This window comes from Leptolyngbya sp. PCC 6406, assembly GCF_000332095.2.
GTDB lineage: Bacteria > Cyanobacteriota > Cyanobacteriia > Phormidesmidales > Phormidesmidaceae > PCC-6406.
In genome coordinates this window covers 2508796-2533714 of sequence record NZ_KI913949.1, presented here as the reverse complement: position 1 = coordinate 2533714, position 24919 = coordinate 2508796, and the positions used below count along the sequence as shown (strand labels likewise).

Genomic DNA, 24919 nt, shown 5'->3' with positions numbered 1-24919 from the left:
TGACCCTTGTCGAACAATGCTTCCATTCAGCCATGGGCGGTTTTCACCTTTTGATTGCCTGCGTCAGTCATAGTGGTTTCCTCGTTACCAATCTAAATTTTTTGCCTACAAATTAAGATAGTGGCACAATCGTGATAAATCAAATTGATTGTAGAGATTCAAGTTATCAATGAAATCAATCGACCTGAGTGGGATCGATCTCAATCTCTTGGTGGCCTTTGAAGCGCTCTATGCTGAACGCAGCGTCACGGGGGCGGCCCAACGTGTTCATGTGGGGCAGCCTGCTATGAGTGCGGCTTTGGGGCGATTGCGATCGCTGTTTGCTGATGATCTGTTTGTGCGGGTCAAGCGAGAGATGAAGCCGACCGCAAAGGCTGTGGCAATTGCTCCTCAGGTCGCTATAGCCCTAAATACGATTCGAGCCACTCTGGCAGATCTACAAGCCTTTGATCCTGCCCAATCACAAAAAGCGTTCACCATCGCCACGTCGGATTATTTTGCCAGCTTGGTTTTGCCTGAGCTACTGGTGATTTTGCGTGATCAGGCTTCCCAGGTCGATCTACGTCTGCTTCCCGTAGATAAATCATCCATTGTAGATTTATTGGAGGATGGTCTAGTTGATGTAGCCTTGGGAATATTCACTGATTTGCCACCCTATATTTTGCAGGAAAACTTACTCTTGGAGCGATTTATCGGCATCAGTCGAGCAGGGCATCCGGCCTTGGAAAAGGGTGCAATCAGCCTAGAAAATTTTGTCGCCTTCCCCCATGCCCTGTTTACCTTACGGCGAGATGCCATCGGTGCAATTGACCAGGCCCTAGCGCAACAGGGATTGAAACGCCGCATTGCCCTTACCGTTCCCTATTGGCTTGCTTTACCAAATGCGATCGCAGCGTCTGATCTACTCGTGGCAATTCCCGCTTGTTTGGAGATGCACCTGAGCAGGCACTATCCCCTACAACCTTTTGAAATTCCTCTCAATCTATCCCCTTGGTCAGTGTCCATGGTGTGGAGTCAAATCAGCGATCGCGACTCTGCCAATCTCTGGTTGAGACAGATGATTCGGCAAACTTGCCAGAAGATTCCAACAGCTTAAGATAACGAAATCCAACTTCCGTGGGTCATCCCGCCGCCGCCCAATCAACCCAGCCCCTCACTGCCGTACCAGGATGCATCCTGGTACGGCAGTGAGGGGCTTAGGAGAGCCATGGGAAAACACGCACTCGGTTTCTCCAACGCTAGTACACATAACTTAGACGGTTACAGAGCACCGAGCCCCTTGACCGCTGGCTGAAGGAAATCGTAAGTCTTTCAGGCAGGCTACGCTAAGGCTGGGCTTCTGCCGTTCCCTAGTGGTCTGTCAATTCTAAATTTGTAGGTTGGGTGCAGCGTTAGCGAAACCCAACATGGCCCGCTACTGTTGGGTGACCCTTCGTTCCACCCAACCTACACAGGCTCACTGGGCTTCTGCCGTTCCCTAGTCCCTTTGGGGCGGCAAAGCCAACGAATCTGCCCAGGAAACTGGGTGTCTGCATAGAAACAACGACTTAGCAGGCTTTTCAGGCCGCCCAGTACTCGCTTGGGGTTCGCTCCAGGTTTCGGATGGGCTGCCCATAGAGGAGAGGTCTCAGGGCTCTCACCGCGCCCTAACATCAAGGGTTTGTCCGTCAATCAGCCCTGCCACAAGTTTGTCACATTCTTTTTTTATGGTTGGCTATAGGTGTCTTGCTCCTAAGGCATCTTACTACCAAGCTATTAGAGGTCTAGCGATTAGTCCATATAAAAATAAGAATTAGTTATTGAAAATAGGGTGGCCATCTTTCCCGTCCGTGCAGGTGAGAACCTGCACTACGATTTTCCCTAATTCACGGAGGATCTTTATAGTTTTCTGTGATGGGCTGGGAACACTATAGATACTCAGCTTTTGACATCATCCCCTTTACGATTTTATGCCATGATCACTCGGCGCGATTTCACTCGACTTTCTCTATTCGGAGTTGGGTTAGGGCTAGCGAATTGTACTGCTCCCACCCACAACTCCCCCGTCAACTCAATTACTTCTCAATCCGACGCTGACTTAACAATTTGGTGGGAACAGGGGTTTTTACCTGAAGAAAACGAGGGCGTAGCTCAGGTTGTTCGGGATTGGGAAAAATTGTCTGGCTTGACCGTCAATTTGAAGTTTTTACCCATTCCCATCATCGATCAACAACTGACCCAGTTATTGACAGAGCCGGGTAACCCCCAAATCCCAGATGTCATTTATTCCGTTGGAGTGGATGCCAACCTTGCCCCTAAGCTGGCTTGGCAAGATCAACTACTTGATCTATCAGAGGTGATTCTGCCGATCAAAGACCGTTATACACCTGTCGCCCTTTCCCAGGTGAACTATCGGAATCAGCTACGGGGAGAGCGAGGTTATTACGCAATGCCCCTGTGGCAAGCAGAAGACTACATTCATTACTGGGGTAATTTGGTTGAATCCATTGGCTTTAGTCGAGCTGATGTGCCGATGGCCTGGGATCCCTTCTGGAAGTTTTGGCAGACCGCACAAACCCAATTGCGATCGCAGGGATATCCCGACATTTATGGTGTGGGATTATGCATGTCCTCCATTGGGTTTGACACCTATACTTCGTTGATGATGTTCCTCGACGCCTACAATGTCGAGGTCGTTAGCCCCGATGGCGAATTTTTGCTTGACGTTCCTGAAAATCGCCAGCGCATGATTGCGGCCCTAGACGAATTCACCCGATTTTTCCAAGAAGGCTATGTCCCCCCTGCCGCACTGGAATGGACCGGAGGCGGTAACAACGATAGCTTCATCGATGGCAGCATTTTGATGACGCTGAATCTGACCCTATCGATTCCGCTAACGCAGAAATTATCGGCCAATCAATATAATCAGGATGCCAACGAACGATATCAGCAAATGGTCACTATTGGGCGACCTCAAAAACCTGATGGCACCGACCTTTTGACCAGAAAAGGGATTAAACAAGCCATTGTCCCCAAAAGTTGCCCACACCCAGAGGCCGCCAAAGATTTCCTGGCCTATTTAACTGAGCCCGCAACCATCAATCAGTTAATTACAGTCTTCAAAGGACGAGTTATGCCTGTGATGCCACAGATATTTGAAAACTCCCTTTGGAGTGATACCTCGGATCCACACCTTGAAACTGCCCTCAAAATTTATAATCGCCCCAGTTTGATCCCTTACGAAGTTACCCACTCTGCCTTTAGTGAGGTGCAAGGCCAACAACTTTGGGCCAAAACTGTTCTCAAAGTCTTGCAGGAAAAAGCATCCGCCACCGAAGCCAGTGATTGGGGCATCAATCAAATCAAAAGTATTTGGACAGAATGGGAGAAATCAGCATGAAACGTTGGTTAAATCAAAGTTTATTAACCCAATTAGTTAGCTACTTCTCGTTGCTTTCAATCGTTACAGTTAGCACTGTTGCAGTAGGCTCCTACTTTCAGGCTCGCGCATCCTTAGAAACGGAAGTGATTAACCGACTGACAGTGGCTGCGCAGCTCAAAGGTTATGAACTCGATAAATGGGTCGACAATCAATTGCGCGATATTGTATGGGTTGGCCGAGAACAAAAAGTTCAAACAGCAATTAATACGTTGCTCACGACCGAGCCCGAGCAGCCAGCCTATCAAGAAGCTTACACGGTGCTCACCCAATATGTAGCTGAGTTAACGGAAATCAAACCCAACCTGCGCAGTATTCGGATTACCCGTAACAGTGGGTTTGTGGTCTTTGCCTCCGATGATCCAAGCCTCGAAGGTCGTTACCGCCCCCTGGGTGATCCTGCCACCTACTTTACCCGTGACCGCCTGAATGTGGTGGTTCCCAATTTCTATATCTCTTCCAAGACCCAAAAAGCAGCCGTGACTGTGGCTACGCCGATTCTGGACAGCCAAGGTGAGCGCATGGCGGCTCTTGTGGTTGATTTAGATCTCGAAGAAGTAGATGCCCTGATTCGAGATAATACGGGTTTAGGTGAAACCGCAGAAACCTATCTGGTGAGTCGTGCGAGAGGCAAAACAGTCTTTGTCTCAAAGCAAACAGCACCAGAGACAGAGGAAACCGTAGCCATCGAGAACATCGATAGTGATGGCATCGAGCGCGCTATTAACCAACAAAGTGGATTTGGTCGCTATACCAATTATCAAGGGGTTCCTGTAGTGGGCGTTTATCGCTGGCTACCCGAACAAAACTTGGCCTTGATGGCTGAAATTAGTCAAGCTCAAGCCTTCTTGCCCGCACAAAAACTGGCTGGCAATATTCTACTGATTGGGTTTCTATCTTCCGGGTTGCTTTTGGTTGCAGTTTATGTACTATCTCGGCGTATTACTCGTCCGATTTTGGCCATTGGAACTGCCGCGACCCGTCTGGCCGCAGGGGATTTAACCCAAACCGTACCCGTGCTAACAGAAGATGAGGTAGGCAAGTTAGCGCAAACCTTTAATCAAATGGCAAGTCAACTCAATTCGTCGTTTGCGACCTTGGAGCACCGTGTAGCAGAGCGCACGGCTGAACTAGCTACAGCTAAGGAGCAAGCTGATGCGGCAAACCAGGCAAAAAGTGATTTTTTGGCCAATATGAGCCACGAATTGCGCACCCCACTGAATGGAATTTTGGGCTATGCTCAAATTCTAGGACGTTCTAAAGTAATCCCTGATAAAGAGCGTCATGGGGCCAATATTATCCACCAATGTGGTTCTCATCTACTGACGCTCATTAATGACATTTTGGATCTGTCTAAAATTGAAGCTCGTAAACTGGATCTAGATCCAACTTCACTTCACCTGCCATCTTTGCTTCAAAGTGTGGTGGAAATGTGCAAGATTCGGGCTGAGCAAAAAGGGATTGAGTTCATCTACCAGCCCAGCTCCCGTTTGCCTGATGGTGTTAAAAGCGATGAAAAACGGTTGCGCCAAGTGCTCATTAATTTATTGGGCAACGCCATTAAGTTTACTGATCACGGTGCAGTGACTTTACGGGTTGATGTGCTGGACTGCTCGGATACCCAGGCTTCTTTGATTTTTCAGGTGATTGATACAGGGGTCGGTATTGATGAGACCGATTGCGCCAAGCTATTTCAAGCCTTTGAACAGGTAGGCGATCGCCAAAAGCAATCTGAGGGTACGGGCCTTGGCCTTGCCATTAGCCAGCGGATTGTTCAGCTCATGGGGGGGCAGATTCAGGTCAAGAGCCAGTTGGGGGTTGGCAGTGAGTTTTTCTTTACGATCAATCTACCGCTAGTCGTGGATTGGGCAGAGGAACAAAGGGGATTGGAAGGGTGCGATCGCATTATCGGCTACACCGGAGCCCAACGGACAATTTTAGTCGTAGATGATCGCTGGGAGAATCGGGCGGTCTTGCAGAACCTCTTAGAACCTCTTGGCTTTAGAGTGATCGAAGCGCAACAAGGCCAAGAAGGATTAGACTGTCTCCAATCCGAGCATCCCGATCTGGTCGTGACCGATCTATCCATGCCCGTGATGGATGGATTTGAATTCTTAAACCAAGTTCGAGGCAGCGAGACCTTGAAGCAGACTAAGGTCATTGTCTCCTCTGCGTCAGTTGCCCAGCTCGATCAACAAATGGCGATTAATAGTGGGGGTGACGACTTCTTGGCCAAGCCTGTCGATGTTCAGGAGTTGTTTCAGTTGTTGTCTAAGCACTTAAGCATAGAGTGGATTTATGAACCCCAGAGCAAGGCATCAGAACTGGTGATCTCCCCATCCCAGGCGTGGGTTGATCCTCCTCGTGAAACGCTAGCCACATTGTTGAAACTTGCCCAACAAGCCAATCTCAAAACTCTACGCGAGCAGTTGGAGAATTTAGTCCAAGCCGATCAAATGTATACCCCCTTTGCCGAACCCCTCCTCCAGCTTGCCAAACGCTTTCAGGCAGAAGAAATTGAGGACTTGCTGCAACAAAATTTGGACAAACTAGATAATGCAAACGGAGGCACGACCCATGCCGGATAGTGCCAAAATTTTAGTGGTGGATGATACCCCCGCTAATTTAGAGATCGTCACAGAAACACTGGCTGATGCAGGGTATCTCATCTCTACAGCAATCAGTGGCGATCGCGCTTTGAAGCGTCTACAAACCTACATTCCAGACTTAATTTTGCTGGATGTACAAATGCCGGGAATCGATGGATTTGAAACCTGCCAGCGATTGAAGGCCGATCCGGCAACCGCCTATATCCCTGTTATTTTCATGACGGCCATGGCGGATACAGCCAGCAAGGTTAAAGGTTTTTCGATTGGTGCCGTCGATTACATCACCAAACCATTTCAAGAAGCAGAGCTTTTAGCACGGGTGAATACCCATCTGCAACTCAGCTTATTAACCCAACAACTCGAAGATAGGATCCAAGAACGAACTGCCGAGTTGCAAGCTGCCCTAGACCAGCTCTCACAATCTCAGCTACAGCTTATCCAAAGTGAAAAAATGGTCTCTCTGGGAAATCTGGTCGCCGGAGTTGCCCACGAGATTAATAATCCAATTGGCTTTTTGAGTGGCAGCATCAAAAATGTCAAAGACTATGTCGAAGACCTACTGGGACATTTGCACTTATACCAACAGTGTGATTCCCAAATGGCACCGCTCATTCAAGAACATGCCGACGAGATTGATTTAGACTTTCTCTGTGAGGACTTACCAAAAATATTGGCTTCGATGCACGGTGCTACAGCTCGAATTCGCTCTATCAGCAACGGTCTAAGGACATTTTCTCGCGCTGACAAGGAATATAAAGTACAGGCTGATCTACACGAAGGAATTGAAAGTGCACTGCTGATCCTTAAGTATCGCATCAAGGCTAATAGTCGTCGTCCAGCCATTCAGATTCTGAAAGACTATGGTGAGTTACCCCCGATTGAATGTTTTCCGGGACAGCTCAATCAGGTCTTTATGAACATCCTAGCGAATGCTATTGATGTGTTCGATGAGGCGGCTCAACATTCCCCCTTTACCGGGTCAAGCGCTAAGCCTCAAAAAATTGAGATCAGTACCGCAGTAGTGCCAAATTCCAACCGAATAGAAATTTGGATTCGTGACAACGGCTCTGGGATGACACCTGAGATCAAGTGCCGTATCTTCGACCACCTCTTTACCACAAAAGATGCAGGCAAAGGCACTGGATTAGGACTGGCTATCGCCCATCAAATTGTGGTGGACAAACACGGTGGAGCATTGGAAGTCCATTCAGAGGTAGGACAAGGTACTGAGTTCTGCATTCGGCTTCCCATCGTAGATTGAGCAGCCAAGTCTTTATAGTAAGGTTGCAGATGGAGAACATCAGACCGTTGCGGTCTGTAACCATTGGGGTATGGGTAACATCTGGGATATTGCCAACATCGCCCCTTCCTTAGCATCGCCAAAGAGCTTGGCTATATAGCAATCCTATTTGATTTCTGAAGACCTTCGTAGCGTGGGTGAAGCGAAGCGTAACCCACGGAGCAAGAGGCTTACTCAAGGCTCATGCAGGATCGCTATATCATGGACTAACATCTGAATATTTATCTTACTAGGGGCTAGGGCACATCCCACTTTCGGCATAGGTGCAAGCCTCGGTTTGCAAACTTACCCAACTACCTTGCGCTAACGAGGCGAGCACAGATTGGACAAGCGACACACGAAAATCAGCAAGTTCCTGAGCTACGTGCTGCGTCATCGGCCTGACGAGATTGGCATCAATTTAGATAGCGCTGGCTGGGTCGCCATCGACTGGCTTCGCGCCGCGAGCGCGGCTCATGGCACCGAATTTACAAGGACAGAGCTCGACTACGTCGTCGAACACAACGACAAGCAACGCTTCGCCATTAGCGACGATGGGTTGCGTATCCGGGCAAGCCAAGGTCACTCGATCGACGTTGCTCTCGGGTATGAGTCCCGAATGCCGCCCGAGCTGCTCTACCATGGCACGGCTGAACGGCACCTGCCGGGAATTAGACTGCACGGGCTGGTGAAAGGCGAGCGACATCATGTGCACCTGTCTGACGACCGTGGAACTGCGCGAAGCGTCGGACAACGGCACGGCAAGGTTATTGTCTTGGAAGTGCGGGCTGGTGAAATGGTGCGTGCAGGCTTCTCATTCTATATCTCTGCAAACGGAGTGTGGCTGACAGAGGCAGTTCCATACGAGTACCTTCTCGAGCCAGACCCAGGTACCCACGGACAGCCGAACTAGCGGTTGCACCGGAGCACGCCACCTGAGACGTTACGTTGCGTTCAATGCCGTCGTGCGTGCCCGGTAAACCTGATCATTGAGCATACAGGAGCAGAACCCGTGAGAACCCTATTAAATTCAGACGTTAAAGATATGGCAGAACGAAGTGTACTCTGCTGGCTGGTCACCGTAAACGAGAGCGGACAGCGGACAGATGAATGTATTACCCAAGGAGATTTTTTCCATGGTGGACGACGATCACATTGTCATAGCAAACATTATCGCGCTGACATTAACTTACCTTACTTAAATGATAAAAAATCACGTGGGCATTCTCAATTCAAGATACCCACGTGATGATCTTTATTTAAATCGGGCTATCGGTTCGCCCCATTGACTCAGAGTTTCGACAGTCCCTACAGTCCCAATGCATTCCAAGTTTGTAGCCCGATAATGCCATCTACTCTCAACTGGTGATTCTGTTGAAAGGCTTTCACCTTACGTTCAGTGTTAGGCCCGAAGATACCATCAATCGTTTCCTCTGGTGAGAAGTAGCCCTTATCTTTCAATGCCTGCTGTACTCGTCGTACATCTTCTCCAGACATATGCGGTGCGACTAGCCTCAGTATTCGGAAACTACTGGGTTCAGCTCGGCCATGACCACCTTTCTCCATCACCGCCTGATCAATCCGACATCCACGCACTGAGAAGGGCAATACTAGATCCCAGTTGCTGACTTGGATGAGTTGGTTAAAAGCATCCATGCGATATACCGTATTTCTGAGCAGTGGATTGCTGTGGTTCCCCAACCAATGGCGACGGGTCTTGATATAGGCTTGAACCCAAGCCTTTTCTCCAATTTGGCTGACAGTGCCATGGCTTTGATTGGTCCGATCGCGCATTGCCCCCCAGGAGCCATGGATAAAGCTATCGTAAACCACTGCTTTGCCCAAGGCTGTTTGGATGCCGATATTTCTGGCAGCATTAACCGCTGGTGTCCAATAGGCGCGATCAAAGAAGTTATCCTGGGTTGATCGCATTACAGGATCAGTCCCTGCTTTTCTGAGAATTACCGTGATTTCTCTGAGATCACTGCTGCCAGAATCACATTTCAGTGTTGCTGATTTTTTGGCTAGCTTCTCAAGATATGGAAGTAGCTCATCTGCAAACGCAGCCCCATCCGCCTCACAATATGCCTTGACTAAGAGGTACAGATTGCCACTGTTGATTGTTGTTTGCGACCGCCCATAGGTTAACCCACCTAGATCATGCCGATGACATACAACAGAGCTATAGTCTCCAAGGGCATTACCTGTCTCAAAAACATTGACAATTGCCTGGGATGCCCGCTTTGAAAGCTCTGCTGGCGTCAAGCTAGAGGCAACAGGCACTTCAGTGGGGACAGTATTGGCTTGGGTCAACACTGGGAGCTGGTAGGTGCGCTTAGGATCGGCAGGTAAGTGTGCCCAGGTGACATCATTACTGCGGCTACAGCGACGACACAATGCGTAGGAGTAATGCAAGTTCTCCCCTGATTTATTTTGATAGCCGTTAGTAAACCACTCGCCCCATGGATCGTTAACCCAAAAACCAGTCTCGTCATACCCTCGTAGGACGATAATATGGCCACTGCTGGTGAAGTATCCACTCATAATGACGGGATTGCCATTGGCAAGATGAGTCTTAATCTCCTGCCAGGAAGTCTGGGTTGAGAACTTGGTACTCAGGCCATAGTCTTTCATCAATTGACTCAATTGTTCGTGTAACAGTCTGTCACCATGGTTACGCCCACCCTCTGTAACTTCTAAGTAAAGCTGGTCTTCAAGTTGCACATCAGATTTTGGTCGAACACCAAAATAGGCCAAAATCATAGCTACACAAGTGACGTTGCAGGTACTTGAGGGGTGATACTTGTTATCTCGCTGACTATACCAAGGGACCGAGAGATTCACCTGCTTAGGAAGGGCATCACCAACTCTATACTGTCCAACAAGTCTGGTACCGTCAGGTTTTAGAATCTCAACGTGTTCCCGATAGGCAACCCAAGTTTTACGGCCACCTAATGTTGTGTTTGCTAAGGTCACCTTGAGATGATCTTTCGAGTCTTCAAATGAGACTAATGGAACTGTTGACTGCGCACTAAAATTGACCTTTTCATCATCAGATAGCTCTGGTGAGGGGATGGAAGAAATCTTTAAGACTGTATTTTGAAGCGCTCGTAAGGTAAAGTTCTCCGGATCGGGAATTCTTTCTGCCTCAACAAAACTTTCCTCGAAATACCCTGGTTGGTCTAGGTCTGATTCCACCTCTAGATCTACGTCTGTGGACTGTTCGGCACTTTCAGAAGGTTGTCCCAAAAATGGAAGATCACCTAAATCATCGCTGGCTTCATTAAATTGAAGATCGGCAAAGGGAACACGTTCTAGACTCCTAAGCATCTCAAAAGCACTGGTGTCTAACACTTTGAGCGGACAAGCGAACTTACCAAGGCTAACATGGGCAGCAGAATCAATCAGATAATGAACCCAAAATGTTAGACTCAATTTTGGCGGCAGCACCGAGTCAATGTTTATGCCAAATCCTTGGAAACAGTAATCTGTATTTCCAGAAATCAATTTTGAGTCTTGCAGTACATAAAAAGCTGGCGGCAACCCCTTTTCTGCACAAGTACGATTGATTTTTCCAATCGTTTCTTTGCAGTCATAAAGGACCGTGATCAAAAAAGAAACGCCTGTAATAGTAGCAACCATGAGATTCTCCTTGAAGCGATGTGGAAAATTGCAGAATTTGTGACTCTATTCTTGATAGAGTCACAAACGCAAACCCCTTACAGTGCTGAGAATAAAGAGCCTGCGCTACCAATTCATATTCCTTACAAAATAATTATACTTAGGTGATGAAATCTGATATTGATAAACAATATTTTTGGGTTGTATTCTTTATGTATCTTTAGTTTTTGAAATGTGCGTTGCGATCGCATTTTTGACTCTTCTATATGGGGCGGTTACAGCCCCTAGCTTGAGTCAGTAGGGCGGGCATGGTCATGCCTAGCTCGCAAAGGTTTCCTGGTTAATCATCCACGCGCCTTAGGGCTGTACAGCAAATGTCCCACCCCGTCGAATGGGCAGCGTCAAGAGAAACGTTGTCCCCTCTCCCTCGACCGACTCACACCGGAGAGTGCCGCAATGGTTCTCCGTTACAATTTGGTGACTGATCGAGAGGCCCATGCCCGTTCCTTTGCCAATGGGTTTTGTTGTGAAAAAGGGATCGAAGATACGCACTTGCAGATGGGGAGGAACCCCTCGTCCATTATCGGTAATGGTGATGTGCACCGTGTCTGCCGACGTCATTGTGCGAATAGTAATGCGCGGCTGGGTTTGGAGGCTCGGGTATGCCTCTTCTACTGCATCGATCGCGTTGCTCAGTAAATTCATAAACACCTGGTTTAGCGGGCCAGGGCAACATTCCACCGGGGGCAGGAGGCCATAGTCCTTCACGATTTCGACTTTGGGGCGATCACCACGACCCTTAATGCGATTCTGCAAAATCATCAGGGTGCTGTCGATGCCGTCATGAATATCAACGGCCTTCTGCTCTGCCTCATCCATACGAGAGAAATTGCGCAGCGCCACCACAATCGCCCGAATGCGCTCCGCTCCAACCTGCATGGAACGCAGAAGTCGTGGTAAATCCTCCGCAACAAATTCCAGGTCGTTCTCCTCTGCCCAAGCGATGATTTCTGGACTGGGCTGGGGGTAATGACGTTGGTAGAGCGTGATGAGTTCTACCAAGCGATCGAGGTACTCCTTCGCAGGGGCCAAGTTGCCGTGAATGAAGTTAACCGGATTATTGATTTCGTGGGCAATTCCCGCAACCAACTGACCCAGACCTGCCATCTTTTCCGCTTGAATCATCTGCATCTGCGTATTCTTCAGGGTTTGAAGGGTGTCACGCAATTGAGCGATGGTGTCTTGCAGTTCGCGGGTGCGCTCTGCCACCGTTTGTTCTAACGCTTGGTTGGCCACGTAGAGCGCCTGTTGGGCCGCCTCGCGATCGCGTACCTCCTGCTGCAACTGCTCATTTTGCTGGGCGAGGGTTTGCGTCAGGTGTTGAATTCGCAGGTGAACAGCAATACGGGCAAGCACCTCCTCCTGTTGAAAGGGTTTGGTCACGTAGTCCACTGCCCCCACCGACAGCCCCTTCACCTTATCGCTCGTGTCCGACAGGGCCGTCATAAAAATGACGGGAATATCTTGGGTCAAAGCATTGGCCTTGAGCCGACGGCAGGTTTCAAACCCATCGATCCCTGGCATCATGACATCCAACAACACCAGATTGGGTACCCGATAGGTCGCCTTTTGCAAGGCGCTTTCTCCATCCTGAGCCACCAGCACTTCAAACCCAGCCTGGTCGAGGCAGTCGAACAGCACACTAAGGTTAGCGGGGTTGTCATCGACGATCAGAATGGCGCTTTGGAAGGGGGTGTTCTGATAGGAAACAGGGGGCTGAGTAGCAAGGATCATAGGGCGTTACGGGCTTGAGACTGCTGAAGGAACACGAGGATTTGTTTTTCCTGGAAACTGCGCGCCAGGGTTTGCAGGTGGTGGGCAAAGGGTTTTAGGTCGGCCTCTTGAGAAGCGAGAGCCTCTGCTTGCTGCATGATTCCTTTTAAGTTGCCCTGCAGGGCCAAGTCATAGAGCATAGCCACTATTTCCTCGGAGGGAAGTGCCCAGTTTTCGGGATCGTTGGCCTTTGCTGCATTGGCTGTGGATACGCTTGCGGCTCCACCGGGTAAAGACTCTGGGGTATCTTCATAGGCCCAAGTTAACCCTAAGAGGCGTTGCAACTGGTCAAATAATGCCTCCGCCTCCACCGGTTTCGGGATAAAGGCATCGGCTCCCGATTCCAGACTTTGCTGCTGGTCGGCATCAAACACGCTAGCTGAGGACACCATCACCGCCAGCGATTTCAGTTCCGGCTGTTGACGAACCCGCTGTACCAGCTCATAGCCGTCCATTTCTGGCATGTCTAAGTCAGTAATCAACAGATTGACCGACGTTGAGAGAATCTTGTCGAAGGCGGCTTTGCCATCGGTGGCTTCAATCACCTGGAAGCCCAAGGGCGTGAGCAGGCTGGCAATGACCGAGCGATTTTCCCATTTGTCGTCTGCGATGAGGATGGTTTTGGGCTCTCCCTGATAGCCCGTGATTAGGCCATATTCGGTGCGTTTGGCGATCGCGCCCCATTCCTTAGCCTCCGGCACCTCCAGATCAAACCAAAAGACACTGCCCATCCCCAGTTGGCTTTGCACCTGGATCTTGCCGCCCATCTTTTCGACGATTTTTTGGCTGATGGCTAGCCCCAGCCCCGTTCCCCCTTTGCGCTGGGTCACAGAACCCACCTGCTCAAAGGGTTGGAAGATTTGCTCCAGTTGGTCGGGCTGAATCCCAACCCCTGTGTCTTGGACGTGGAACCGGATGCGATGGCGAGGCGTGGCATCCATTGCAATCGTCTCCGTGATATCGACGGAGAAGGTGACGCTGCCCGTTTTCGTGAACTTGACTGCATTGCCTAACAGATTGATGAGTATCTGGCGCAGTCGCTTTTCATCTACCAGCACCCCTTGGGGTAGGGTTTCGGAAGGCTGATAGAGAAAGTCAATGCCTTGCCTTTTTCTTCGGCGCGAATGCTGCAAATTTCCACAATACCCTGAAGGAAAGAGGGGAAGTGGATATCTACAGGCAGGATTTCCATACGGCCCGCCTCAATTTTGGAGATGTCGAGGACATCATTGATCAGCGTCAACAGATGTTGCCCACACTGGTAGATAATGTCTACTCCACGCCGCTCTTGACTGTTAAGGGATTTGGAGCGTGCCAGAGTTTGGGCGTAGCCCAAAATACCGTTGAGGGGCGTCCGCAGTTCGTGGCTCATGTTGGCGAGGAATTCGCTCTTTGCCTGGTTGGCGGCATCGGCAGCTAGCTTTGAGCGTTTGAGTTGCGCTTGTTCTGAGGATTGGACATAGACCATCACGCCGATCAGGGCTCCTGCAAGGACAAGAGCAACAATGGCAACTCCATCCAGAAGCCGCAATTGGGATTCAATGTTTTCACGTGGAATAACCAATGCAACCGACCAATCAGCTTCTTTTAATGGCAGAAAAGCAACGTATTTGCTAATGCCTTCAATCTTGATCTTTTGAATTCCTTGTTTCTTCTCCACCATGGATTGGGCAATGAGCGCTAGTCCTGAATCCTCAGACTCTACCAGGCTAGGCGCAGGCTTTTCGATTGTAGACATGAGGGTTGAATTAGGATGTGCGATCGCTTCGCCTTTGGAATTCAGTGCAAATGCATAACTGCCGCGACCGTACTCAAGTCTCTGCACAATCTGCGTAATCTTTTCAATCCCAATTGGAGCATTAATCACACCAATCGGTTTTTGCAATCCATCCTCTCCCGGCTTCGACCAAATCGGTGCAGCGAACACAATAATATGCCTGCCGTTAACCCGTGAAAGCATTGGATCCATGACCGTGGATTTACCAGACATGCCTCGCTTAAAGTGCAGGCGATCCCTTAAGTTAATATCTGTCTGACCTCTCAGCAGGTTGAAGAACTCCCCCTCTTCGTCGATAATTCCAAGTAACGGTTCAAAGCCATCCAGGCGACGATTCTCCTCCTCAAAATAAGGCGCTATAGCTTGCCAATCCATCGTTTGATTAATCGGCAATCGTGCAATTGATTCTGTTTCAGATTTTCTTATCGCAATCCATTTGTCGATCTCATCAGCGCCGCGATTTACCTTTAAGAAAGCGGTTTGCTCTAGGTTTTCGAGCATGGCGTTTCGCCCTACTTGATAGCTAAAGTAAGCGGCAATTCCCACAACTAAAGTGCTTCCTACGACAATCAAGCGTGTCAGCATTCTGGGAGAGAATGGGTGAGTTGGTGACGTGCTCTGTAGGCTCTGATTTAATTGCTTCTTCATGGATTTTGCTGTTTTTCTGGAGTTGAAATTAATGACCCCTGTCATTGTTTCTGCCATCTACGACCCACCATGGATAGTTTGTCTGAACTATTGAACTCTAAAACCTTGTTACACAAGGGCTACGGTTTCCTGGGGCTACGCTTGCTCGGTCTGAGTGGCCAAAACGATGATTAACGCCAAATTAATGCCATTCAAGCAGGTAAGTATTGACGTTAGACAAGGCTTTTTATTGAGGTTTTTATGGGTGGGATCCTTGCAACATTAAAAGGGATCAGTATCGACGGAATTGACGTTGCTTTAGAGGATGCCTTAAAAGTCACATTGGTTATTCCGAAGATGGCGAAGCGGAACGTAGAATCTAGGCTTTGAGCCTCCACGTCGAGATGCTTCACTACGCTATCGCTCCATTACTCCTTCGGAGTCGCTTCGCGAACAGCATGGAATTGGATGCTTCTCAAACAGCCTCTTACTAAGCAGTGTCCACCTGATCTGATTAAGAGGGTGTCTGAGAAGTAGAAAGGCCCTCAAAAACGCTACTCTATCAGTCAGTAAGTACACTTGATAGGGTTTTTGAGGGCAATGCGATTATCCTACCCCACCGATTTGACTGATGAACAATGGGATATTCTCTCTCTCTTGATTCCTCCGGCGAAGCCTGGTGGACGACCTCGGAGCACGGATATGCGAGAAGTGGTCAATGCGATTCTGTACGTTCTGGACAATAGCACCAAGTGGCGGTGCTTACCCCATGATTTCCCGAAGGCCAAAACGGTCTACCATTATTTTCGCCAATGGCGCAATGATGGGGTGTGGGAACACATCAATCACCGATTGCGGGAGTTGGTGCGGTTAACGGAGGGGCGCGAAGCGTCTCCCAGTGCAGCGGTGATGGATAGTCAGTCGGTGAACAGCGATGTCTACATTTCGGAGTCGGTCGGCTTCGATGCAAACAAAAAGGTCAAAGGTCGGAAGCGAAACGTGGTGGTCGACACAATGGGTTTAGTGCTGATGGTTGTGGTTACCGCAGCGAGTCTCCCTGAGCGGGATGGCGCACGAAAGGTGCTAGAAAAAATGCATCAGGTTAGTCAGTGGTTCACTCGCCTGTGTGTCATTTGGGTTGATGGGGGATATAGCGGTAACGATTTCATGAAAGAGATCATGGACCGCTTTCGATGGGTGATTGAGGTGATCAAGCGCCCCGACTGTGCGCAGGGATTTGTGCTGTTACCCAAGCGGTGGGTGGTGGAGCGCACATTTGGCTGGTTTACTTTTTGCCGCCGCTTGAGTAAAGACTATGAGCGCCTACCAGAGACCGCTGAGGCATGGATTTATGTGGCCAATATTCGAGTCATGTTAAGGCGACTAACGTGCTAATTCATACCTACATTCCAGCTTTTCAGACACCCTCTAAGATTCATACTATCATTCATATTTTAGAGTATTCCCAAAGTTGCCAGAAGATCGCAGATCCTTCGCAATCACAGGTTATGAATTATGGGATTCTGGGTCATGAAGACTTCCTCAGTATTAAGTCCAAATTTTAAAGGAAGTGTGAAGAGAAAAGTGATTTTAGAGGCTGGTTGCAAAGGGTGCAGACATCCCTGAGGGCGCACAGCCGTCACTAGTGCCAACTTAAGCGCAAAGTTCTGGCCTGACTACGTTGTAGTCCTGCTCCCACCTTTTCCTGCGGAGCGCTTCGCGAACGGGAAGCGTACTAGACGTGAAGCGGCTTCTCGAAGAGTAGCTCTACATCCCCCAGCCCCTTCTCCTTTTCTGGGAGAAGGGGGCCGCAGCCGAATGCAGGGGGATATTTTCTGGCGATCGGGCTGCCATTACCCGCCCAGGGACTCACAGGAAAATAACGTACCCGCTCCGCTGATCGGGCTTGCTCCCGGAGGGAGACAACCTGGCCACTGGGTACACCGTAGCTAGTAGCCCCAGCTCTGTATCGTCCTAATCATGGGCTTGCCCTTCCAAGCTGGAGATACCGCCGACTCAATGCCAAAGCCCTGAAAACGCTAATGGCAGAAGCCATTGGCTACTTTATCAAGCGATTTATTAGAGAACTTCAGATTAACGACGTTTCTGACAGTATCAAGGTTCTAGATGGCAATTCCCTGCATATTCCTGAGCTACTGGAGTTTAGACTAAAGCCATAGAAAAAAGCGGCAGAGCAAGGCTCGGGCCGCTTTTTAGCCGAAGCTGAGAAAGTACAACCCATCTCGGCACCGGCCTATGACTTACGATAGCTTGTATGGATTCCGGCACCGCGCCCATAAGTATCTGGGCCGGGCACGCGACGCAACCTTTGAACTCGTTGATGCGGTGCTGACCAGCCGTCATCTCTCTAGCTTTGTGGAACTCTCGCAGTCCCCGCTATTTCGACGAAAGTGGCCGAGTGCTTATGAGGCCCTGCAAGATAGTCGCCCGCAACGGCAACGGCTGATGCGCCTCTATCTGGAGCAGCTCCCGAGCGATGGCCCGATTGTGCTAGCGGGAGACCATACCGGATGGCCACGGCCAGAGGCGAAACGGTTACGGGAGCGCACCCATGAGCATCAGGCCAATGGGGGCGGGAGTTTAGGTCCGGTGAGTCTAGGTCAAGGGTATAGCACCTTAGCGTGGGTTCCTGAAGCCGAAGGCAGTTGGGCGCTGCCCCTACGCCATGAGCGGATCACCAGTTGGGAGAGCCCGATTAGCTTAGCCGCCTTTCAACTCAGACAAGTGTGCCAGTCCTTACCCCATCGTCCGCTGAGCCTATGGGATAGCGAATATGGCTGTGCCAGCTTTGTGCTGAAAACAGCGGACATTAAGGCCGACAAGCTGATGCGTCTGCGCTCTAACCGCAATCTCTGGGGTGCCCCGCCCCCCTATTCAGGTCGGGGACGGCCCCGAGTTCATGGCGACTGTTTCAAGCCTAATGACCCCGCAACCTGGCCAGAGCCTAACCAAGACCTGACGGTTGTGGATCCGAAATTGGGTGCTGTGCGGGTGCGCGCTTGGCACCAGATGCATTTTCGCCAAGCCGCCCCGCATCCCATGACCCTGATTCAGGTTCAACGTCTTGGTGAGGACGGCCAGCCCCGCTCGATTCGCCCCTTGTGGTTAGTCTGGGTCGGCGACACGATGCCCGACCTTGAGCACCTCTGGCAACGCTACCTGCGACGCTTTGCCCTAGAGCACTGGTACCGATTCTTGAAGCAGCGCCTTCACTGGATGGTGCCCAAACTCGGTGAACCCAAAGCCGCCGAGCGCTGGAGCGATCTGATGCCCTTGGCCACCTGGCAACTCTGGCTCGCCCGAGACCTTGTGCAGGATGCCCCTCTGCCCTGGCAGAAAAAGCTGCCTATCCTTACCCCCGGACGGGTCGCTGATTCCATTGCCTCACTTTTAGCCCGGTTGGGCTCTCCCGCCCAGGCTCCCAAACCCCGTGGAAAGTCCCCTGGGTGGCCCAAAGGTCAAAACCGTAACCGCAAACCTCGCTATCCCACGGTCAGAAAACGCCCTAGTCGACCCAAAAAAACGTCGCAAACGGTCGCTTAGCTCTCCGATCGCCCTCAAATCGCTATTTCTTCTCTCCCTATCCTCAGGGAGAAAATTTGCCTTAGTCTAAACTCCAATGAGCTAGATAAGATTGCTTAATTCGGGCGAGCTAATTCTAATTTGATAGAAACCCCATGACAGATTCCGCTGCCTCTGTAGGAGAGGACATTAATCAATCAATTAATTGATGAATGCTTGCAAATTTGAGGCTGTGGTTGCTGAAAACGGCACTGTCACAATCAGGGGGTTGCCCTCTCAAATGCCTCGTTGCACACCTCTCTGTAAGGGCAAATCCCGCAGTTGTGCTGGGTAGCTTGGGGGGTAAAGTCGCCGCTCATTAGGCGTTCCACTAGGGCGTTTGCTTCTTGGTCAATGGTCTGTAGGGTACTGGAACTCAGGGAATGCAGATAGTCGTGACGCAGGTAGGCGATATGGGCCTGAGGTTTTCCCGTGGCGCGGCTGTAGGCCCAGAGCTGAAACTGGTGGTGTTCGGGATGCATCACCTGGTCAGTTTTGAAATCCAGCACAAAGTCGTCGCCCACCAAATCCACCACGCCGTTGAGGGTGAGGTCGCCTAGGGTGAGTGAAACCGGGTGTTCCCAATGGGTCGCCCCGGCCCGATGGGCGGCATAGACCGGGGAGTGGCGAAAGGCTTGGGCAAGGGACAGCGCTTCTGCGATCGCAGTTGGCGGTAGGTAGGGGGCGTAGGGGGCCAGGGTTTCGGCCTGGTCAATGGCCAGTTCCAGGGCTTTGTGGGTGAGCTGACCGATTTCCATGGCCAGATTGGGAATACCATCGCCGCTGGTGTAGCCGGGGTGGCCATCCACATAGCGAAACTTAAACCGCAGGGGACAGATGGCGTAGTCGCTGAGAGCGGTAACGGGGAGTTCGGCAAAACCTGCCCTGGCGGGGTAGAGCATGATCTGGTCGGGTAGATCGGGAATGGCTGGATCTACCGGGGCAACGGGCTGGGCCAGTTCTGGCGCAAAGGGGATGGGGGATGGGGTAATCAGCCCCTCTAGCCCAGGTTGCAAAATGTCGAGGCCACCCCCAGCGGGTTTGGCGGCGGTGAGGATGAGGCGATCGCGTGCCCGAGTCAGGGCCACATAGAGCACCCGTTTGCTCTCTTCTCGCTCATCGACCTTTTGGCGTTGCTCTAGCAGGGTGTAGAGGGCCGACTTTTGCCGCTCGCCGTCTTCATCTTCTAGCTTGAGGGCCACCCCCAGGGCTGGATCAAAGCGCACCAGGGGCGAGTCTGGGGGAGACTGGCGGGCCAGGTCGGGCACGATTACCACCGGCCACTCCAGCCCCTTGGCACCGTGGATCGTCATTAGGCTGACGGCATCGCCCCCGGCCAAGGCAGGGCGAGGAATGCTGACTTCCGCCGCCTGAAGGCGCTGGAGGCGACGGATGACGGCCAGCACGTCGAAGCTGCCTGCTTCCAGCGATCGCACCAGTTCCCCAAAGCCCTGCCAGTCCGCCAGTCGGCGATCGGCACCGGGCAGGTTGGCGATGACGGCGGTATAGCCCGTACTGCGATCGCACAGTTGCAGCAACCGGGTCGGCGCTTCGGTGCGGCGGGCCAGCAGCAGCTCAGCCAAAATGTCCCGAGGACGGATCAGAGCAGGATCGGTACTGGTGCCCAGGTATTTCCACCAGGTGATTTTCTCAGGCAAGGACTGGGCCAAGGCGTAGAGGATGGTGTCGCTAACCGCAAAGAAGGGGCTGCGCAGCACCGCCGCTAGGGCCAAGCTATCGGTGGGGTCGGCCAAAAACCGCAGCATCGCCCAGGCATCTTTGGCTTCGCGGGTGTCGAGCAGGTTGCCCCCCCCAGCCTGCAAAATAGGAATGTCTCGGGCTGCGATCGCAGTTCCATACAGCTCCAGTGGCCCCCAGGTACGCGACAGAACCGCGATGTCACCGTAGCGGATCGGTCGCAGACTGTTACTGGGTTTGTCCTGCACCAAAATTTTGTCATCCAGCATCGACTTAACCAGGTCGGCAATTTTCTGGGCCTCTACACGGCGGCAGGGTTCAGCAGTGGTGTCGATGCTTTTATCATCTTTGTAGCCATCATCCACCGTTACGGTGTAGAGCTGAATTTCTGGAGTGGGCGCTAGGGTTTCCTGGCGATGGGCATCCAGGGGCTGGTGGAGGTCAGCGAGAACGGGGGCAAACACCTGGTTGATTTGATTGATCAGGGCTTGATGGGTGCGAAAGCTGGTGCTGAGTTCGATGGGGGCATCGCTGGTGTGAATGCGGGCCTGCCAGTCTTGGAAAACCCGCACATCCGCCCGCCGGAAGCCGTAGATCGACTGTTTGACATCGCCGACGATGGTGAGGGTGGCGTTGGCGGTGAGCTGTGCTAAGAGCTGCCCCTGGGTGGGGTTGGTGTCTTGAAACTCGTCAATCAGAAACACCTGCCAGCGCTGGGCGTAGTAGTGCTGCACCGCTGGGTCTGCCAGAGCTTGCAGGGCGTGGATTTCTAGATCGTTGAAATCCAAAACCCGCTGCTGGTATTTGGCCTCTTGGAGAAAGTCTCGCACCCAGGCAAAGGCTCCGCGCAGGTTGGGGAGCAGGGCATCGGTCTGGTCGTCAAAGTCGTTGGGCTCCAGGGCGATCAGGCCCGTTTTTATGGCCTCCCGCGCTAGGTCGCGCAGGGTTGAGAGCGCCCTTTTTACCTCGGCGAGGGCTTCTTTGCCGCCCCAGTTTTTCTGACTGCCGACGTTGATTTTGAGACCAGTGAGGGCAGCTAGCGCCGGGGCGAGGTCGTGACCTTGCTCTAGGGATGAGATCGCGCCCAATGCCGCCAACCGATGCTCCTCCAGCTTGTCGCCGGGGGCGGCATAGGCTTGCAGGATCTGTTTGCTGCTGAGCCAGATGGGGTCAGACAGAAAGGTCTCTAGGGCTTGTAGACGAATCCGGTCTACCCAAGGCAGCCAATCGTCGCGGCCTTTCTCTAGGGCCTGGGCTGCGCTGAGGGGATCCTTCAGCAAACTCCCCAGCACCTCTCGCATCAGAGAGTAGGGAATGCCCAAGTAGAAGGGGCTGGGCAGTTGGGCTAGGGCATCGGCAAAGACATCGGCCTGCCAGAGAGGACTTTCTAGCTCATCCTGCACGGCAAAGTCGGGGGGCACATGGGCTGTGTCGTAGTGTTCGCGGCAGATACGGGCGGCCAGGGCGTGGAAGGTGCTGATTTGGGCGGCTTCCAGCTCGGCCAGCAGGTCGGGGCTATGGCCCAGGTCGGCAGCGATGGTGGCGCGGATGCGCGATCGCAGTTCCGCTGCCGCTTTTTCGGTAAAGGTGACCGCCACAATTTGTAGGGGCGAAAAGCCCTGCTGCAAAAAGTACCGATAGCGCTCGGAGAGCATGTGGGTTTTGCCGGTGCCCGCTCCGGCGGTGACAGCAACACTGCCAGGACTGTGGGCGGCGCGTTCTTGCTGTTCAGTCAGTCCCATGGGTAATCTCCTTACGACTCAGCCGATCGCCCTGGCGACACAGAGCATCAAAATCGCAGTAGACACAGGCCGATTGGTCGGTGTCAGGCTGTACCGGATAGTGCCCCGTCTCTAAATGGGACTTGCAGCGATCGATGGCATCGGGTAGCTGGTGCTGGGGGGCCTTGGAGGAAAGGGCAATCTTTTGCCTGCCGCGAATGGAATAGTAGTAGGCCGTCGATACAGACTCACCAGGAAATAGGGCTGGCCCAGCGGCTTCCTGGTAAAGCGGTAGCTGGAGGTCGATACAGGCTTTGCCGGTGTGGTCTTTGATCCCGGTGGGGCGACTTTTTCCGGTTTTGTAGTCAATCAGCACCAGCCCCGCCTCGGTGCGGTCAATCCGGTCGATGCGACCCCGCACCTTCAGGTCGTACCACTCCCCGGCAAAATCGCCCTCCAGCAAAACGGGGGCTGCCCCAGTGGGTAAAAAGCTGGGGTCTTGCAGCGTCAGGGCGAGGATCCGCAGGTGCTCGTCGCGGCGTAGCTCCCAGGCGGGCAGGTTAGGGGGGATGATTTCGGATTCTGCGATCGCAAAGGCTTCCTGCAACACCACCGGATCAGCTAGCTCCAGGGCTGGATTCTCCTGAAGCTGGGTCAAAACCAGCTCCAACACACGGTGATAAAGCTGTCCAATCTGGCTGGGGCTGAGATCTTCCTCAATTTCTTCCGGTGGCCCCAGCTTCAGCAGCTTATCGGCAAACCACTTAAAGGGGCATTGGCCCAGGTTCCGCAACTGCGACACGCTAAAAGGCCAGTCAGCATAGTCAAAGGGAATGCCCACCACGCCGTCGTACTCATTGGCAAGGCCAGAGCCTTCTCGATCTTGCTCAACCCTGAGGGCATGGGCGGCATGGGGCAATACCGCATCTTCGGGCGAGGCGGGGTGGCGCAGGCTGACCCGGCGCAGTTCTTCGGGACTCGCGATCGCGGCCCCAGGCGGTTCACTCAGCTCCAGACCCAGTTGATCCAGGTAAGGGCTAGGCAGGCGCTCCTGACGATCTTTGAGCTGCCCATAGGAAAACACCACCGCCACCGTCACCGTTTGCAGCAAAAAGTAGAACCCCAGGGATTCTCGCCGCGCCAGCTCCGCAGCGCTAGGCAGAACCATGCCCTGGCTGCGGAGCTGCTGGCGCTCAAAGAAATCCAGCAGGGGGTGGTTGTCAATGGGGGCGGGCAGCACCCCCTCGGCCATACCAATGACAAAAACGTGGCTGTACCGGGCTCCCGCGACCGCAGCGGGACTGTGCAGCTCAACACCGCCGCGACCAGGCTGGGCGGGTACGGTCAAACGGTCTAGCAAATCCCGCAACTCCTGGCGAAAGTCGTCCCAGGGAAGGATCTCTGCTTCGGGTTTAGCCAGTTCCGCCAAGGCATTGCCGAGGGTGTTAAAGGCGACAATCTCTCTGGCCCAGCGGGCGCAGCGGCGGCGCAGGTCAAACCGTCCCAGAATGCGCTGCCACAGCTCTACCCAGGTGTCGCGGCGGCGGACTTGGTTAATCTGGGCCAGGAGGTCGAGATCCAGATCAAGGTGGTCTTGGGCCAGGGTTTTCCAGGGGGCGAAGCCCTGGGGATGCTGTCGCCGCACCGTGGCCCAAAAGTCGCGATCGGGGTTGCTGGCTAAGGGATGGCTGAGTAACCGGGCTGTTGCCTCAAAGGGAAACTTGGTGTCTAGCACCTCCATCAGCAAGCTCAGCCAGACTCCCAAGCGGGTGCTCAGTAGCGGAGTCTGGTAAAGCGCCCGCAGGGGTAGGCCGTATTCCCAAGCAATATCAATCAGCTTGGGGCCATAGGCAACTTCGTCCCTGGCGACGATGGCGATGTCGCGGGCCGGGGTGCCGCTGTTGAGCAGTGCTTTAACTTGGGCCAGGGTTCCCCGCGCCTCTGCTTCCTGGGTGCTGTAGGCATGGGCGATCGGGGCCACAGAGAGACCGGGTTGCTGGCGGTGGGTGTCGTCGGGTTCGGCAGACATTAGCTTAGAAACCCGGTCTCTGGAAGCTGGGGTTCTGATGGCGCAGAAAACCTGACTCAGGGATTCCCCTAGACTCTGGCTCTGATCGGCTTCATCCATGACTTGCCAACCCTGCTTTACCAGCCATTCCACCGAGGCTTGACTATCCCCAAACAGCGGCAAATTCGCTACGGGCAAGACCAGGGCACTCTCGTCAGCGGCTAGGGCATTGATCCAGGCCAGTTCATCGGGTCGGGGCTGAAAGTAGCCGTAAATGAACACCGGCTGGGGCGTAACGTCCCTATCGGCAGCTCGCCAGTAGAGCTCTGCCCCATCGATGAACCCTTCCTCAAGCAAGGCATTTTGATAGGCTCTGGCTACGTCGAGAAGCTGGGCAGTGCGGGGAGATCCCCCAGTCACCCCAGAGAGATTGGGGCTGCTTTGCAGGTGCGATCGCACCCCCGACAGCCAAACCCTCGCCGTACCCAGCCCATCCACCGGCTGCATAATCTCTTGCACCACCTGACGAAACAGCCGTTGAACGGTGCGGTCAGAGGCGATTTTCTGCCCCCCAGATTCTACGGCCTTGATCGCCAACCGATGAAGCGCCTGGTGGGGCGCATGCAGTGCCCTAGCCGCCATCTGGGATGGGGTAACGATGTGATGGCCAAAGCGCTTTGACCAGTCCAGGGCGGTGGCATAGCCATTGCTATGGGTTAGAACAAATCTTGCCATGCCCGTTTCTC

At 52.5% G+C, this 24919-nt stretch carries 14 protein-coding genes; 8 read left to right on the top strand and 6 right to left on the bottom strand.

Annotated features, from left to right (window positions below; genetic code table 11):
• Positions 1–169: 169 nt before the first annotated feature.
• The 5 genes from LEP6406_RS0211220 to LEP6406_RS0211200 all read left to right on the top strand — a co-directional run bounded on the left by LEP6406_RS0211220 (position 170) and on the right by LEP6406_RS0211200 (position 8219).
• Positions 170–1096 carry a LysR family transcriptional regulator gene (locus LEP6406_RS0211220; RefSeq protein ID WP_008310501.1) on the top strand — a complete coding sequence of 309 codons (927 nt, stop codon included), beginning with the start codon at positions 170–172 and terminating at the stop codon, positions 1094–1096.
• An 858-nt stretch (positions 1097–1954) separates the two neighbouring features.
• Positions 1955–3379 carry an ABC transporter substrate-binding protein gene (locus LEP6406_RS0211215; RefSeq protein ID WP_008310500.1) on the top strand — a complete coding sequence of 475 codons (1425 nt, stop codon included), beginning with the start codon at positions 1955–1957 and terminating at the stop codon, positions 3377–3379.
• Positions 3376–6006 carry a hybrid sensor histidine kinase/response regulator gene (locus LEP6406_RS30255; RefSeq protein ID WP_008310499.1) on the top strand — a complete coding sequence of 877 codons (2631 nt, stop codon included), beginning with the start codon at positions 3376–3378 and terminating at the stop codon, positions 6004–6006. Before LEP6406_RS0211215 ends, LEP6406_RS30255 begins: the two co-directional genes overlap by 4 nt.
• Positions 5996–7288 carry a sensor histidine kinase gene (locus LEP6406_RS0211205; RefSeq protein ID WP_008310497.1) on the top strand — a complete coding sequence of 431 codons (1293 nt, stop codon included), beginning with the start codon at positions 5996–5998 and terminating at the stop codon, positions 7286–7288. The genes LEP6406_RS30255 and LEP6406_RS0211205 overlap by 11 nt, the downstream gene beginning before the upstream one ends.
• Before the next feature lie 361 nt (positions 7289–7649).
• Positions 7650–8219 (top strand): RNA 2'-phosphotransferase, encoded by a 570-nt coding sequence (locus LEP6406_RS0211200; protein ID WP_008310495.1) that lies wholly within the window; start codon positions 7650–7652, stop codon positions 8217–8219.
• A 395-nt stretch (positions 8220–8614) separates the two neighbouring features.
• Here LEP6406_RS0211200 and LEP6406_RS32065 read toward each other — a convergent pair whose 3' ends face one another.
• The 4 genes from LEP6406_RS32065 to LEP6406_RS33830 form a co-directional block, all read right to left on the bottom strand.
• Positions 8615–10948, bottom strand: a complete 2334-nt coding sequence (locus LEP6406_RS32065) for a C39 family peptidase (protein ID WP_008310493.1) — start codon at positions 10946–10948, stop codon at positions 8615–8617.
• Between the two features lie 336 nt (positions 10949–11284).
• Positions 11285–12721: a hybrid sensor histidine kinase/response regulator gene (locus LEP6406_RS0211185; RefSeq protein WP_008310491.1), complete on the bottom strand. Its 1437-nt coding sequence runs from the start codon at positions 12719–12721 to the stop codon at positions 11285–11287.
• Positions 12718–13893: an ATP-binding protein gene (locus LEP6406_RS33835; protein WP_202807523.1), complete on the bottom strand. Its 1176-nt coding sequence runs from the start codon at positions 13891–13893 to the stop codon at positions 12718–12720. Before LEP6406_RS33835 ends, LEP6406_RS0211185 begins: the two co-directional genes overlap by 4 nt.
• Positions 13809–15242, bottom strand: coding sequence for a sensor histidine kinase (locus LEP6406_RS33830; RefSeq protein WP_202807522.1), 1434 nt, complete (start codon positions 15240–15242; stop codon positions 13809–13811). The genes LEP6406_RS33835 and LEP6406_RS33830 overlap by 85 nt, the downstream gene beginning before the upstream one ends.
• Before the next feature lie 522 nt (positions 15243–15764).
• Between LEP6406_RS33830 and LEP6406_RS0211170 the strand changes: the two genes are divergently transcribed.
• From LEP6406_RS0211170 to LEP6406_RS0211160, 3 genes are all read left to right on the top strand, one after another.
• Positions 15765–16559, top strand: a complete 795-nt coding sequence (locus tag LEP6406_RS0211170) for an IS5 family transposase (protein WP_027268711.1) — start codon at positions 15765–15767, stop codon at positions 16557–16559.
• Between the two features lie 647 nt (positions 16560–17206).
• Positions 17207–17344 carry a hypothetical protein gene (locus tag LEP6406_RS32820; RefSeq protein ID WP_155834676.1) on the top strand — a complete coding sequence of 46 codons (138 nt, stop codon included), beginning with the start codon at positions 17207–17209 and terminating at the stop codon, positions 17342–17344.
• A 76-nt stretch (positions 17345–17420) separates the two neighbouring features.
• Complete coding sequence (locus LEP6406_RS0211160) at positions 17421–18728, top strand: NF041680 family putative transposase (protein ID WP_008311722.1); 1308 nt, start codon at positions 17421–17423, stop codon at positions 18726–18728.
• Positions 18729–18967: 239 nt separating this feature from the next.
• On the opposite strand, the gene LEP6406_RS0211155 is transcribed toward LEP6406_RS0211160, so the two are convergent.
• The gene (locus tag LEP6406_RS0211155) at positions 18968–22186 is read right to left on the bottom strand and encodes a UvrD-helicase domain-containing protein (protein WP_008312627.1); all 3219 of its coding nucleotides are present in this window, start codon (positions 22184–22186) and stop codon (positions 18968–18970) included.
• On the bottom strand, positions 22173–24908 hold the full coding sequence (locus tag LEP6406_RS27610) for a PD-(D/E)XK nuclease family protein (protein WP_008312625.1): 2736 nt from the start codon (positions 24906–24908) through the stop codon (positions 22173–22175). The genes LEP6406_RS0211155 and LEP6406_RS27610 overlap by 14 nt, the downstream gene beginning before the upstream one ends.
• Between the last annotated feature and the right edge of the window lie 11 nt (positions 24909–24919).

Excerpts from the sequence above, each read along its gene's own strand:
- LEP6406_RS0211220 (WP_008310501.1), top strand. The coding sequence starts at position 170 with ATGAAATCAATCGACCTGAGTGGGATCGATCTCAATCTCTTGGTGGCC.
- LEP6406_RS0211215 (WP_008310500.1), top strand. The coding sequence starts at position 1,955 with ATGATCACTCGGCGCGATTTCACTCGACTTTCTCTATTCGGAGTTGGG.
- LEP6406_RS30255 (WP_008310499.1), top strand. The coding sequence starts at position 3,376 with ATGAAACGTTGGTTAAATCAAAGTTTATTAACCCAATTAGTTAGCTAC.
- LEP6406_RS0211205 (WP_008310497.1), top strand. The coding sequence starts at position 5,996 with ATGCCGGATAGTGCCAAAATTTTAGTGGTGGATGATACCCCCGCTAAT.
- LEP6406_RS32065 (WP_008310493.1), bottom strand. The coding sequence starts at position 10,948 with ATGGTTGCTACTATTACAGGCGTTTCTTTTTTGATCACGGTCCTTTAT.
- LEP6406_RS0211185 (WP_008310491.1), bottom strand. The coding sequence starts at position 12,721 with ATGATCCTTGCTACTCAGCCCCCTGTTTCCTATCAGAACACCCCCTTC.
- LEP6406_RS33830 (WP_202807522.1), bottom strand. The coding sequence starts at position 15,242 with ATGGCAGAAACAATGACAGGGGTCATTAATTTCAACTCCAGAAAAACA.
- LEP6406_RS0211170 (WP_027268711.1), top strand. The coding sequence starts at position 15,765 with ATGCGATTATCCTACCCCACCGATTTGACTGATGAACAATGGGATATT.
- LEP6406_RS32820 (WP_155834676.1), top strand. The coding sequence starts at position 17,207 with ATGGCAGAAGCCATTGGCTACTTTATCAAGCGATTTATTAGAGAACTT.
- LEP6406_RS0211160 (WP_008311722.1), top strand. The coding sequence starts at position 17,421 with ATGACTTACGATAGCTTGTATGGATTCCGGCACCGCGCCCATAAGTAT.
- LEP6406_RS0211155 (WP_008312627.1), bottom strand. The coding sequence starts at position 22,186 with ATGGGACTGACTGAACAGCAAGAACGCGCCGCCCACAGTCCTGGCAGT.
- LEP6406_RS27610 (WP_008312625.1), bottom strand. The coding sequence starts at position 24,908 with ATGGCAAGATTTGTTCTAACCCATAGCAATGGCTATGCCACCGCCCTG.